At 68.2% G+C, this 12760-nt stretch carries 12 protein-coding genes; 6 read left to right on the top strand and 6 right to left on the bottom strand.

From position 1 onward, the window contains the following. Positions 1 to 243: 243 nt before the first annotated feature. A complete protein-coding gene (locus JOE59_RS14120) occupies positions 244 to 3918 on the top strand; it encodes a discoidin domain-containing protein (RefSeq protein WP_204461402.1) in 3675 nt (1224 codons plus the stop codon). Positions 3919 to 4085: 167 nt separating this feature from the next. Beyond that, entirely contained in the window at positions 4086 to 4526 is a 441-nt protein-coding gene (locus JOE59_RS14115; protein ID WP_204461396.1) for a hypothetical protein, read from the top strand. 81 nt (positions 4527 to 4607) lie between these two features. Here the strand turns inward: JOE59_RS14115 and ku are convergent, their stop codons facing one another. Next, positions 4608 to 5489: a non-homologous end joining protein Ku gene (ku, locus tag JOE59_RS14110; RefSeq protein WP_204461394.1), complete on the bottom strand. Its 882-nt coding sequence runs from the start codon at positions 5487 to 5489 to the stop codon at positions 4608 to 4610. A gap of 88 nt (positions 5490 to 5577) precedes the next feature. Here ku and JOE59_RS14105 point away from each other — a divergent pair, with 88 nt between their 5' ends. Further along, positions 5578 to 8046 (top strand): ATP-dependent DNA ligase, encoded by a 2469-nt coding sequence (locus JOE59_RS14105; RefSeq protein WP_204461390.1) that lies wholly within the window; start codon positions 5578 to 5580, stop codon positions 8044 to 8046. Between the two features lie 23 nt (positions 8047 to 8069). On the opposite strand, the gene JOE59_RS14100 is transcribed toward JOE59_RS14105, so the two are convergent. Genes JOE59_RS14100 through JOE59_RS14090 form a run of 3 tightly spaced genes read right to left on the bottom strand, consistent with a single transcriptional unit; the run spans position 8070 to position 10260 of the window. Continuing rightward, the gene (locus tag JOE59_RS14100; RefSeq protein ID WP_204461389.1) at positions 8070 to 9047 is read right to left on the bottom strand and encodes a DNA topoisomerase IB; all 978 of its coding nucleotides are present in this window, start codon (positions 9045 to 9047) and stop codon (positions 8070 to 8072) included. A 13-nt stretch (positions 9048 to 9060) separates the two neighbouring features. Next, positions 9061 to 9327, bottom strand: coding sequence for a DUF7218 family protein (locus tag JOE59_RS14095; protein ID WP_204461387.1), 267 nt, complete (start codon positions 9325 to 9327; stop codon positions 9061 to 9063). 18 nt (positions 9328 to 9345) lie between these two features. Further along, entirely contained in the window at positions 9346 to 10260 is a 915-nt protein-coding gene (locus JOE59_RS14090) for an SDR family oxidoreductase (protein WP_204461385.1), read from the bottom strand. 266 nt (positions 10261 to 10526) lie between these two features. On the opposite strand from JOE59_RS14090, the gene JOE59_RS14085 reads away from it, so the two are divergent. Further along, positions 10527 to 10691, top strand: coding sequence for a hypothetical protein (locus JOE59_RS14085; protein ID WP_165877426.1), 165 nt, complete (start codon positions 10527 to 10529; stop codon positions 10689 to 10691). A gap of 75 nt (positions 10692 to 10766) precedes the next feature. Next, positions 10767 to 11159, top strand: a complete 393-nt coding sequence (locus JOE59_RS14080; RefSeq protein ID WP_307837080.1) for a DUF7882 family protein — start codon at positions 10767 to 10769, stop codon at positions 11157 to 11159. Between the two features lie 48 nt (positions 11160 to 11207). Here JOE59_RS14080 and JOE59_RS14075 read toward each other — a convergent pair whose 3' ends face one another. Then, the gene (locus JOE59_RS14075) at positions 11208 to 11531 is read right to left on the bottom strand and encodes a DUF7882 family protein (RefSeq protein WP_074260768.1); all 324 of its coding nucleotides are present in this window, start codon (positions 11529 to 11531) and stop codon (positions 11208 to 11210) included. A gap of 143 nt (positions 11532 to 11674) precedes the next feature. Here JOE59_RS14075 and JOE59_RS14070 point away from each other — a divergent pair, with 143 nt between their 5' ends. Then, a complete protein-coding gene (locus tag JOE59_RS14070) occupies positions 11675 to 11893 on the top strand; it encodes a hypothetical protein (RefSeq protein WP_204461383.1) in 219 nt (72 codons plus the stop codon). Between the two features lie 40 nt (positions 11894 to 11933). Here the strand turns inward: JOE59_RS14070 and JOE59_RS14065 are convergent, their stop codons facing one another. Beyond that, positions 11934 to 12641, bottom strand: coding sequence for a DUF6766 family protein (locus JOE59_RS14065; RefSeq protein WP_239560262.1), 708 nt, complete (start codon positions 12639 to 12641; stop codon positions 11934 to 11936). Between the last annotated feature and the right edge of the window lie 119 nt (positions 12642 to 12760).

Here is a 12760-nt window from a genome sequence, read left to right as displayed (position 1 = left end):
CGGAGGCATTCCCAGATCGTCGGTTCACCGATGAACCGAGAACACAGAAACCGAGAACACAGAAATGGAGTACTCATGCAAGACAGGCGAACGAAACCGATCGCGATACTCAGCGCTTCGGCGCTGATCACGACGGCGCTGGCCGTCGGTGCATCTGCGGGGCCAGCTCAGGCCCAGCAGGTCGGTGGGAACGCACCGTTCATCAATTCGTGGCTCGTGTCCGGGCCGGTCGACACTGCTGTCGTGGACGAGATCTACGGGTGCGAGGTGCCCGCGGTCGTGAACCTGGCGTCGTCGGCGACGGCGACGGCCTCGACGGCCCTGGCCGCGAATCCGCCGGCGCAGCTGATCGACGGCGACGTCCGCAAGCAGTGGGTGGGGGAGAGCACGTCGGCTCCGACCGTCACCCTCGCCTGGGAGACGCCGATCGCGCTGAACGAGGTCCGGTTGGCGCAGTGGGGCGATGGCCGTCACGTGAACCAGTCGTACCGGCTTGCGTTCACCCTCGAGGACGGCTCGACGGTCGATGTGCCGAGCGTTGCCAGCACCTCGAACGCCCCGACGTCTCCCACGATCTACACGCACGCGGAGACCCTCCAGGGCGTCGTGTCGCTGACCGTCACGATCGACCCGGATCGGAGCCCCTACCCGGGGATCACCGGTCTGTCCGAGATCGAGGTGTACGAGCGGGCGCGGCCGATGGAGGGCGACGAGCCGATCACCCCGACGCTCGGCGGAACGCTCGGCACGGAGGCCGAGTCGACCGAGTGGGAGTACTTCGACGACCGGCTGTACAACCGCAACTACGACGACTACCAGGACCTCTACGGCTACTACTCGGTCAAGAAGGGTGAGGACACGCGGAACAAGTTCGTCTACGCACACACCTACGTGTACAGCCCGGAGGCGCGGAAGGCGTTCGTGAACGTCGGGGCCAGCGGCTCGTACCGGCTCTATGTGAACGACTACTGCGTGACGTCGCCGAGCACGCCCGTCGAGGTGCAGAAGGACCTGACGAAGCAGGAGGTCGAGCTGAAGGCGGGATGGAACAAGGTGCTGCTGCAGATCGAGCACACCTACACCGAGGATGTGAACGGCAACGGCGTGCCGGTCGCCAAGGACCAGAACGTCGCCTACCTCGGCTTCTACGGTCGGATCAGCGACGACAAGGGCAACCGCATCGACGGAATCGTCAGCTCGGTGGCCGGCCCCTCGGAGGAGCTGCAGATCGACACGCAGTCGCTCAAGAGCCGCAGCCCGGGCAAGGACCCCCTGCCGAAGGACGTGCTGCCGACGGGTTACGTGGACTGGCCCTATGTGTGGAACAAGTCCGTCACCTCGAAGGCGCATGGCGTCTCAGCGTCGCCGTTCCAGTTCAACGCCAGTGGCGGCGAGCCCGGCTACACCTGGAAGCTGGTCGACGGGGAACTCCCGGATGGCCTCGAGCTGAACGCCGACGGCACCATCGCCGACGGCCTCGTCGACGGCAAGGCGGATCTCGACAACCCGCAGGGCGTCATCAGTCCGAACGCCAGGATCGGCGACTACACGTTCACCCTCGAGGTGACCGATGGCGCCGGCGCGACCGCGACGAAGGAGTTCACCCTCACGGTGAAGGACCGGCCGAACCGCGAGTTCGAGGAGGGACGGGTCAGCGCGCTCACGCACGCCACCCCGATCTACAACTACTTCGTCGACCCGAACTACTCGGTCGACCAGTGGGCCCAGCGCGCCCTCGGGCAGGGCCACTCGCTCGTGACGCTCGAGGCGCTGCAGCAGAACTACCACTGGCCGTCGAAGTTCGCCGACCCGGCACACGACCGCAATCAGTACATGCCGAAGGACGCCGACGGGAAGGTCGTCGACGGGCTGATGCCGTACGCCGACGCCGTGAGGCGATACGGCATGGATCTCGGGATCTACTACGCGACGGAGGGCGGCGGTCTGCAGCACTACTCGACCGACGTGTTCGTGCAGAACGTCGAGGACCTGCTCGACCGGTATGAGCCGAGCTATCTCTACTTCGACGGACCGCAGGCGATGCGCGGAGCGAACTACGACGTGATGTACAGCGCGGTGCGCAATCACGGCGCGGACATCATCATCGATTCCAACGCCTGGGGCGAGGAGTTCGGGGACCCGGACATCCGCACCGCCGAGGCATCCGGAATCTTCTCGAACGCGGGCGCCGACCATCTGGTCAAGCGCACGCCGATGGAGCCGTGGAAGATGATCCGTACCAAGAACCAGGTGTCGCCCTACTACGGACAGCGCGACGACTTCCGGATGGTGGTTCAGGAGACCGTCATGAACGCCGGGCGCGGGTACGTCGACAACAACGACCAGACCGTGATCGACAGCCGCGGCCCGAACTGGCATTCGCCCACCGAGATGGCGACACGCTATCCGAAGGGAGTCCAGGAGTTCATCGACGTTCGCGAGGCGATGGTCGATTGGTGGAAGCCGGCACCCGGGGTCGACCTGCACGAGTCGGTCACCGGCACGATGCCGTTCTACCTGCCGGGCTACGGGTACGACGACGACGGGATCGGCAACTACGACGAGTTCGCCCATCCGAGCGCCACGACCGGCCCGCAGTGGGGGTACGCGACCGCTCGCGACAACAACGTCTACCTGCACATCGTGAAGGGACCCGACGGCAAGAAGGGCTTCGACGCGATCGAGAACCGTCAGCTGACGGTCGGGGGCATCACTCACGGGGTGGAATCGGTCACCCTGCTCAACGCCGATCAGCCGGTCCCGTTCACACCGGACGGCGAATCGCTGGCCATCGACCTGAGCGATGTCGCCGCCGATCCGATCGACACGATCATCAAGATCGAGACGGATGACGCGGATCGCGAGTACGCCCTGACCGATGTGACGGTCGACGCCGAGGCCCGCGACGACGGTCGGCTGCAGCTGATCGCCGGTGGGTACATGACGTACCCCTCGCTGGCGACGGAGCTCGACAAGGTGAAGTACCACTCGTCGAACAAGAAGGTGGCCACGGTCGGCAAGGACGGTCTGGTCGTGCCCCGAGGTGACGGCTCGGTGACGGTCACCGTGACCGGAAAGGCCGCCGGCGTCACGAAGCGCACCGAGGTCGAGATCACGGTCGTGAACGGTGTGGCGTTCGTCGGCGAGGATCTGACCTCGGCGGTGCTGCGGATCGACGGCAAGGAGACGTTCGGCACGTTCGACCGCGGGGCATCGCCGGCGTACACGCTCGACGGACGCTCGGCGCGCGGTCAGTCCGTGCGACTGGATGCTGCCGAGATCACCTGGCATGCCGGTACGGTCGACCTCGATGCGGGCACGAAGACGGAACCGATCGTGATCACCGAACTCGACACGTTCGCGTTCGAGGGCGGAGCGCTCTCGCTGCCCGAGGTCGCCGAGACGACGCGTGGCGTCGCCTGGGCCGAGGTCGAACTGGGCGGGAAGACGGTCACCAGCAACCGGGTGTTCTTCGACCTGCTGCCGACGCGCGATCTCGCGGGCTCGGCGAAGGTCACCGCCAGCGACGACTCCTCGTCGACGGCGGAGCTGACGGACGGGGTCAAGATCGACGCCGCCCACCTCGGCGGCTCCGCCTGGTCCGCTCCCGGAGCCGCGCCCTCGTGGGTGCAGTTCGAGCTCGACGAGCCCGCCGCGCTGTCGAGCACGGAGCTGACCTTCAACTCCGCGGGTCAGCGCTACGTCAACACGCCGAAATCGATCGTCGTCCAGACGAGCAGCGACGGGGAGACCTGGCAGGATTCCGCTGCAGTCGCCGGGCCGACGGGCGGGGTCTACTTCGGGGTGCCCAACACCTATCCGCTCACCGGAACCGCGCAGTTCATCCGCGTCTCGTTCCCAGAAGGGTCTCGAGGTTCCACCCTCGACCTGCTCGAGATCGCGATCAACGCGAAATGAGCCGGCTCGCCTGACCTCTGCTCCGGTGATTCGGGTACGACCCGGATCACCGGAGCGGCTGGCGGGAGGACGTGCAGCCCCGTTCCCCAGGCCCGGAGTGCGCGCCCGATGAATGTCGGAGCCGGTGAGTAGACTCTTCTGGTCACTCGACCTTAGGGGCATTGCATATGCAACGAATCATCACTTCCACGGCGCTCGTCTTCGCGGGCGCACTGCTTCTCTCGGGCTGCGCCACAAGCGGCGGCACCGAGGCGAGCCCGTCCGCCGACTCGTGCGAGGTCGTCCGCGTCGAAGTGCGCGACGTCTCGAACGGCGCGCAGAACGCGATCCTGACCGTGTCCGACCCGGCCGAACTCCAGACCTACCTCGACGGCCTCTCGGAGCGCGTCGACGCGCTCGATGAGCAGGCGGCCGACGACTCGGCTCTCGCCGACGCGCTCGACGCGTTCGACGAGAAGATCGACGCGGCGAGCGACTGGGCGGAGACGCTGCCCACCGCTGCCGAGATCGAGGCCGGCGCCGAGATCGACGCCGAGGCTCAGGCTGCGCAGACCGCGGACATCCAGGCGGCAGCGGTCAAGGTCACCGAGGTGTGCACCGCCGAATAGCGATCGCTGAAGGGGTCGGCGCCCGGCAGAGCATCGAAGGGCGTCGACCCACTCCGCACGTGATGAGCGCGCGGCATCCGTTCATTCGGAGGCCGCGCGCTTTCGCGTGCTCGCCGTCTTCTTCGAGGCGGTCTTCTTCGCCTTCGCGGCGGACCCCGTCTGCTTCGCCTCGGAGCCCTCGCGCTTCGCGGCGATCGACTGGCGCAGCGCCTCCATGAGGTCGATGACCTCGCCGCCGGTCTCCTCTTCGGGCTCTTCACCGAAGGTCGCCGCGGTGTCGATGCCCTCGCCCTGCTCGAGCTTCGCGGCGATGAGGGTGCGCAGCTCCTGCTGGTACTCGTCGACGTACTGCTCGGGGTCGAAGTCGGAGACGAGGCTCTCGACGAGCTGCTTCGACAGGTCGAGCTCCTTCGCCGAGATCTTCACGGGCTCCGAGAGCGAAGCGAAGTCGGCGGCGCGCACCTCGTCGCTCCAGAGCAGGGTCTGCACCATGAGCACGTCGCCGTGCACGCGGAGCGCGGCGAGCCGGGTCTTCTGCCGCAGCGCCATCTGCACGATCGCGGTGCGGTCGGTGGACTCGAGCGTCTCGCGCAGCAGCACATAGGCCTTCGACGAGGCCGAGTCGGGCTCGAGGTAGTAGCTGCGGTCGAACATGATCGGGTCGATCTGGTCGCTCGGCACGAACTCGACGACCTCGATCTCGCGGCTGCGTTCTGCCGGCAACGACTTCAGGTCGTCGTCGGTGATGACGACGGTCTGCTCGCCGTCGTCGTAGGCCTTGTCGATGTTCTTGTAGTCGACGACCTTGCCGCAGACCTCGCACTTGCGTTGGTACCTGATGCGCCCACCGTCTTCGTCGTGCACCTGGTGCAGTGACACGTCGTGGTCTTCGGTGGCGCTGTACAGCTTGACGGGCACATTGACGAGGCCGAATGTGACCGCCCCCTTCCAGACGGCTCGCATGCCTCCAGTACACACCAGGGGCATGCGTGCGCGATACCCCTCGCGCGGTTCCTCGTGATCCGGTGCGAACCCCGGCAAGATGGTTGGCATGGCCGATGGCGCGCGCCGACTCGTCGAGGTCGACGGCCGCCGCCTGCGGCTGACGAACCTCGACAAGGTCATGTATCCCGAGACGGGCATGACGAAGGGCGAGGTGATCTCCTACTACGCGGAGATCGCCGACGTCATGGTGCCCCTCGTCGCGGGGCGCCCGGTCACGCGCAAACGGTGGGTGCACGGCGTCGGCACAGCGGATGCCCCTGAGCAGCCGTTCTTCGAGAAGAACCTCGCCGAGCACGCTCCCGAGTGGGTGCGCCGCGGCGTCCAGCACCACTCCGACGGCGACAAGGCGTACCCGATCGCCGGTGATCGGGCGACGCTCGTGTGGCTCGCGCAGCAGGCGGCCCTCGAACTGCACGTGCCGCAATGGCGTTTCGACGCCCGAGGGGAGCCCGCGAAGCCCGACCGCATGGTCTTCGACCTCGACCCCGGTGAGGGCATGGGGCTCGCGGAATGCGCCGAGGTCGCGAGGCTCGTGCGCGACCTCATCGCGGGCATGGGCCTCGAGGCGGTGCCGGTGACGAGCGGCAGCAAGGGCATCCACCTGTATGCGGCGCTCGACGGCTCGCAGAGTTCGGACCAGGTCTCCGCGGTCGCGCACGAGCTCGCGCGGGCGCTCGAGGCCGACCACCCCGAGCTCGTCGTCTCGAGCATGCGCAAGACGCTGCGCACGGGCCGGGTGCTCATCGACTGGAGCCAGAACAACGGGAAGAAGACGACGATCGCGCCGTACTCGTTGCGTGGGCGTCCACGACCGACGGTCGCCGCGCCGCGCACGTGGGAGGAGCTCGAGGATTCCGGGCTGCGTCAGCTCGAGGCATCCGAGGTGCTCGAACGGGTCGCGGGGTCGGGCGACCCGATGCGCGCGATCACCGAACGCTCGCACGGAGGGCCGCTCGCACAGTACCTGTCGATGCGGAGCGCCGCGGCCACGCCCGAGCCCATGCCGGCGTCGGCATGGGGTGAGGCCAGCGCAGGGGAGCCGCGCTTCGTGATCCAGGAGCACCGCGCCCGCCGCCTGCACTTCGACCTGCGGCTCGAGCGCGACGGCGTGCTGAAGAGCTGGGCGGTGCCGAAGGGCGTGCCCGAGACGTCGGGCACGAACCACCTCGCCGTGCAGACCGAGGACCACCCGATGGAGTACGCCGCGTTCGAGGGCACCATCCCGAAGGGGGAATACGGTGCCGGGTCCATGACGATCTGGGATGCGGGCACCTACGCGACCGAGAAGTGGCGCGACGACGAGATCATCATCGACGTCGACGGGCTGCCGGGCGGACCGCTCGGCGGGCCGGTGCGGCTCGCGCTCATCCGCACCGACGGGCAGGGCGAGAAGAGCTCGTGGCTGCTGCACCGCATGAAGGACCAGTCGATGCACGCAGCGCAGGTTCTGCCGGTGGAGCCTGTCGAAGCCGAGCATGTCGAAACCGAGCCTGTCGAAACCGAGCCTGCAGGCTCGACCCGCAGCGCTCGGCAGGCTCATTCCACGGAGGAGCGCCCCATGCTCGCGACGGCCGCGACCGTCGGCATGCTCGCCGGGGAGGACTGGGCGCTCGAGTGGAAGTGGGACGGCATCCGCGTGCTCGCTCGCGTCGAGGCGGGCGGCGTGCGACTGCTCAGCCGCAACGGGATCGACATCACCGCCCGCTACCCCGAGCTCGCGCACCTGCCCGCCGTGGTGCGCGGTGATGCCCTGCTCGACGGCGAGATCGTCGCGCTCGACGACGACGGGCGCCCCGATTTCGGTCGACTGCAGCATCGGATGAACCTCACGAAGCCGCGCGAGATCGAACGCGTCGCGGCATCCGTGCCCGTGCGTCTGCTGCTCTTCGACGTGCTCGAGGTCGACGGCCGGCCAGTGGTCGACGAGCCGTACCGCGAGCGCCGCGCACGGCTGGCCGGACTCGTCAGGATGAAGCGCGGCGTGCCGATCGAGGTGCCACCACCGGCCACCGGCAGCCCGGCGGAGGCGCTCGAGGAGAGCCGCCGGCTCGGGCTCGAGGGACTCGTCGCGAAGCGCCCCGACTCCCGGTACCGACCCGGCGATCGCAGCGGCGACTGGCTGAAGCTGAAGCTCACCCTCACGCAGGAGGTCGTGATCGGCGGCTACCGACGCGGAGTGGGCACCCGCACGGGGCGCATCCGTTCGCTGCTCGTCGGCATCCCCGGTGGCGGCGGTATCGAGGACGGTGGACTCGAGTACGCCGGCCGCGTCGGATCGGGGTTCGGCGAACGTCAACTCGAGCGGCTGATGACCATGCTGGAGCCACTCGAGCAGGCCGAATCGCCCTTCGTGCAGGTGCCTGCGGCCGACATGAGCGATGCGGTCTGGGTGCGACCCGAGCTCGTGGGCGAGATCGAGCTCGGCGATTGGACGAGCACGGGGGTCGCGCGGCATCCGCGCTGGCGGGGCCTTCGACCCGACAAGTCGCCGGAGGACGTCGTGCGCGAGAGCTGAGGGGTTCGCGAACGGGGCGGCGTTCAGGCCTCGTCGACGCGCCTGAGCAGTTCGATCAACCGCCGTTCACGATCGGCACCGGATGCCGCGACGATCCCGTGCTCGTAGGCGAGGAGCACTCGCGGGTCGACGTAGCTGCCTCGAGCGATCGCCGGCGTGTTGCCGAGCACGCGCGACGCCTCCTCGATCGCCGCCCGCATCGCTGCCGTTCGGGCGCGGGCGGTGCCGGCCGGGCCGAGCTCCGCGAGCCGATCGGCCGCGGCGATCGTGCCGCGCAGGGTGCGGAAGTCCTTCGCGGTGAAGTCGCCGCCGGTGCGCTCGCGGATGTCGTCGTTCACGTCGACCGGGGCCGCGGCTCGCATCGACCGTCCGCTCGACCACGCGTAGAGACGACTGGCCGACGAGCGTTCGCCGGTGCTCGCGATGAACCCGGCGAGCGAGGCATCCGCCACTCGCAGGTCCTGCGCGATGCCGCCCTTCGCACGGAACCGGAATCGCACGGTCTCGTCGTCCTCCAGTCTGGCGTTGCGCACCAGGAGCGTGGTCAGGCCGCGACTGCGGAATCCTGCGAGCGATTCCTCCGAGCCGATGCGGATGCCGCCGAGGTCGAGCGTGCGGAACGCGGCCGCGAGCACCCGTTCGCGAGGCGACCCGTCGAGCGCGAGGTCGCGGGCGGCGCTCCGCCGGGCCGCGGGCAGGGCCTCGGCGAGTGCGGTCATGCGCTGGAACTTCTCGGCGTCCTGCCGTTCCCGCCAGGCCGGGTGGTAGAGGTACTGTCGTCGTCCTGCGGCGTCCACCCCGACGGCGAGGATGTGGGCGTTCGCGGCATCCGAGATCCACACCTCCTGCCAGGCCGGCGGGATCGCGAGATCGGTGATGCGAGCTCGCTCGGCTCGGCTCGCGTCGCCGCCGGTGGTGTGCACGTACCCGAATCCGCGCCCGCGTCTCACCCGGGTGAACCCGGGGGAGACGTAGGGCTCGACCCGCTTCAGGCGCGGCATCGGCGGTGCACGGTCAATGGTTGCGCAGCGCCGAGATGAGCTCGGCCTTGCGCTTGCGGCTGTAGCCGGTGATGCCGATCTCCTTCGCCCGTCGCTTCAGCGCATCGACGGTCCAGTCCTCGTAGTCGCCGTGCTCGCCGCCCTTCCGGCCGATCGCACTGCGACCCTGCGCGGCCGCCGCGTTCGAGATGCGAGCCGCCTTCTCCTTCGATGCGCCGTCGTCTCGCAGTGCCTCGTAGAGCTCGGGATCCTTCAAGGATGCGTTCCTGCGTCCTGGCATGTGCGTCTCCTCTCCCTCTCACAATCCGCGGCCGCCGGTGACCGGCAGTACTGCACCCGAGACGTACGACGCCTCGTCGGATGCGAGGTAGACGTAGGCCCCGGCGAGTTCAGCCGGTTGCCCGGCCCGACCGAGCGGCGTGTTGTGCCCGAACTCGGGCAGCTTGTCGGGCCAGCCGGTTGCGGGAATGAGCGGCGTCCAGATCGGACCGGGAGCAACCGCGTTCACACGGATGCCGCGTGGCCCGAGTTCCTCCGCGAGGGCCTTCGTGAACGCCACCAACGCCGCCTTCGTCATCGCGTAGTCGACGAGCGCCGAGGAGGGGTCGAAGCCCTGGATCGAGGTGGTCGTGATGATGCTCGATCCGGCGTCCATGAGCGGCACCGCCGCACGGGCGAGGAAGACCGGCGCGAAGAGGTTCACCCGCATCACGGTCTCGAAGTCGTCCGTCGGAATCGTGTCGATGCCGCCGCGTTCACGCTGGTGGGCGGCGTTCAGCACCAACAGGTCGAGTCCTCCGAACGTCTGATGGGTACGGGCGACGAGTTCCTTGCAATGGGCCTCGTTGCGAAGGTCCCCCGAGAGCAGCAGCGGTTGGGACCCGGCGTCCGAGATCCACCTCGCGGTCTCGTCCGCGTCCTCATGCTCGCTCGGCAGCGAGGCGATGGCGACCCGCGCGCCCTCGCGGGCGAAGGCGATCGCGACAGCCCGGCCGATGCCGGAGTCACCACCCGTGATGAGGGCGCGCCGACCCTCGAGACGTCGGCTGCCCCGATAGCTCTGTTCGCCGTGATCGGGGAGCGGGGACATCCGCTCGGTGAGGCCGGGCGGCTCCTGCTCCTGTTTCGGGAACGGATCGGTCGTGTGCTTCGTCGTCGGATCGATGAGCAGTTCGTTGGTCAGACGGTCATAGGTCGGGCGGTCGTCGGTCATGGGACCTCCTCGCATCAACGGCCACGGTACGCGTGGGCAGGACTTCGCGGCAGGGGATTGACAGGTGCGCGATGGGCGTCCGACCGCCGACGTCGAGGGTCCAGGTAGCACGCGGCCGGAAGGGCGGTCAACCCCTAGCAGCAGGTCGTCCCGGCGCAATAGCGTCGAGGGACGAGGCGTACCCCCGTCTCGAGGTTCTGCCCGTCGGGTCCGAACCACTCGCCGCACTCGTCGATCACGAGAGCGGAACACATGAAGGAGAGATCATGAACATCCTCGTCGCCATCATCGCCATCGCCGCCGTCGTGCTGCTCATCACCGGCGGTGTCGTCCCGGCACTCAACTTCCTGATCTGGGTCGGCGTCGTGCTGGCGGTCATCGCGCTCATCGTGTTCCTCGTTCGCTTCATCGGCGGGAACCGGACGGTGTGACCCCGCGCAGCTTTTCACCGGAACGGGCGGCCTTCGGGCCGCCCGTTCCGCGTGTCGAAGGCCTAAGCTGAGGTCGTGGGAACCCTGTACTACGGCGACTCCGGCACCCCGATCGGCATCGAGGACCGCGCGCTCGCACATGTGAAAGTCGCCATCACGACGAAGCTCCGTCGGGGTGAGTCCTTCACGCTCTCGTGGCAGCATGCCGAAGACCAGCCGCGCGGGCGGAGCACCCTCTGGCTGCATCCCAGCATTCCGCTGCGATTCGTCTTCGATGAACCCGAGGCCCCGGAGCTCAGCCGGCAGTGGATCGAAGACCTGATGCGGTCGGCGAACAGCACGGGCGGCATCCGGCTCGTGCCCGAGCATCTCGACACCGATCCGATCCCGACGATCGCCGATCAGCCGGTGCAGGTCGGTGTCGACGTGCAGGAGGTCGAGTCCGGCAGCGAGAGCCAGCCGGCCTGAGGCCACGCCTCAGCTGCGGTCGTCCGGGACACGTCGACGGATGCCGCGCTAGTCGCTCTCGATGGGTTCGTTCTCCGTGGGCTCGGGCACGAAGACCAGCCCTGCGGTGCTGTTGGCCGCGAGCAGCAACTGCTCGATCCAGAGCCGGTTCAAGGTGGGCTGGCGGTTGCCGCTGAAGACGAACTGCAGCGGCACCGATTCATGCAGCCACATCGTGGTGCGGCCGCTGCCGTTCTCGACGCCGTGCTCCCACGTCATCGCGAAGCTCTCGGAGCGGCGGAGCTTGTTGAGGATCGCCACGCGCAGGTGGGCGAGGGTGCGATCGTCGATCTCGATCTCACGTGGTGACGAGTTGTAGATGAACTTGCCCATGCCCGAACTCTAGCCCGCGCGAGGGGCGCGCGGGACACCCGCCGCGGACGCCTCACGCACCGGTTGCGTCGAGGACCGTTCGTCCGAGAAGGGCTGTCGACGGAGGCGGTGCGGATCTACCCTGAAGGAGAAGGGGGATCGCGATGAACGACGCACTCGAACACGCCCTGGAACACGAGATCGAGCGCTGGTGGCCGCGACTCTCGATCGAGGCGAAGCACCGTGTGCTCGCCGACCTCGGGGCCGAACTCGACCCGCTCACGTGCGCCGAGATCGAAGCGCTCGTGGGGGCTCCGGCGCCCACGAGCCTCACCGCGGCCGAGCGGATGTTCATCATCACGCAGATGGAAGCGGTCGACTGACTCGGGATCACTCGCTCGGCTCCGTGCTGCGGGCGGTGCCTCACGCACCCGTTTCGTGATGAGGTGTCGCGACGGGCTTCGACTCGGGCGAGCCGCGTTGCCGGAGGTAGACGGATGCCCCGACGATCGCCGCGACGGCGAGGAACTCGCTCTGCCAGTTCTGCATCGACTCGAACCAGAACTGCGAGGTGCCGAGGTACTCGATCACGCCGACGGCCGGCAGCCCGTGCTGCACCTGCTCCGCCGAGTACACCTCCGCGCCGCCGACGGCGTGGAACCAGAACGAGAGGGCGAACAGCACGAAGAAGAAGATCGCGAGCGAGTTCTCGTAGAGCACGAGCCAGGCGCCGCCGCGGCGCACCGGCCACGGGGTGTCGGGGCCGACCTCCGCGTGCCGCGGGTCGTCGTCCTGGGCGGTGCGCTCGCCGATCGGCTTCGATTCCGACGACCCCTTCTGGAAGAGGAAGATCGTGAGCACCACGTACGCACCCATCTGCAGGAACTCGGACTCCCAGTTCTCGAAGGTCGCCTCGATGAATTGACCCGAGCCCAGGTAGTCGCCGAAGGCGATGGTCGACCCGCCGTGCTCCAGCCGGTCGTCGGTGAACACCTGGTACCCGCTCACGGCCATGCCGATGAGGCAGAGCAGGAAGATCACGAGACAGACGATGAGGAGCGCATGCTCGTGCAGCCAGCGGCCGATCGTCGGGTTCTCATGAGCGGCGGAGGTGCTGCGAGCGTTCGCCATCTCGACTCCATTCCTCTGACTCGATGTTCACGCCGCTGCGCGCGCCGGGCAAGTGCTTGACACCGAGCGCCGAGGCATCCGCTCGATTGTCGAGTTCTTGCGCGGCCTCCCGTAGCATG

This window comes from Agromyces cerinus, assembly GCF_016907835.1.
Lineage (GTDB): Bacteria > Actinomycetota > Actinomycetes > Actinomycetales > Microbacteriaceae > Agromyces > Agromyces nitratus.
The sequence above is the reverse complement of the archived record's forward strand: the minus strand, read 5'-3'. Positions and strand labels throughout refer to the sequence as shown.

Excerpts from the sequence above, each read along its gene's own strand:
- JOE59_RS14115 (WP_204461396.1), top strand. The coding sequence starts at position 4,086 with ATGCAACGAATCATCACTTCCACGGCGCTCGTCTTCGCGGGCGCACTG.
- ku (WP_204461394.1), bottom strand. The coding sequence starts at position 5,489 with ATGCGAGCCGTCTGGAAGGGGGCGGTCACATTCGGCCTCGTCAATGTG.
- JOE59_RS14105 (WP_204461390.1), top strand. The coding sequence starts at position 5,578 with ATGGCCGATGGCGCGCGCCGACTCGTCGAGGTCGACGGCCGCCGCCTG.
- JOE59_RS14100 (WP_204461389.1), bottom strand. The coding sequence starts at position 9,047 with ATGCCGCGCCTGAAGCGGGTCGAGCCCTACGTCTCCCCCGGGTTCACC.
- JOE59_RS14095 (WP_204461387.1), bottom strand. The coding sequence starts at position 9,327 with ATGCCAGGACGCAGGAACGCATCCTTGAAGGATCCCGAGCTCTACGAG.
- JOE59_RS14090 (WP_204461385.1), bottom strand. The coding sequence starts at position 10,260 with ATGACCGACGACCGCCCGACCTATGACCGTCTGACCAACGAACTGCTC.
- JOE59_RS14085 (WP_165877426.1), top strand. The coding sequence starts at position 10,527 with ATGAACATCCTCGTCGCCATCATCGCCATCGCCGCCGTCGTGCTGCTC.
- JOE59_RS14075 (WP_074260768.1), bottom strand. The coding sequence starts at position 11,531 with ATGGGCAAGTTCATCTACAACTCGTCACCACGTGAGATCGAGATCGAC.
- JOE59_RS14070 (WP_204461383.1), top strand. The coding sequence starts at position 11,675 with ATGAACGACGCACTCGAACACGCCCTGGAACACGAGATCGAGCGCTGG.
- JOE59_RS14065 (WP_239560262.1), bottom strand. The coding sequence starts at position 12,641 with ATGGCGAACGCTCGCAGCACCTCCGCCGCTCATGAGAACCCGACGATC.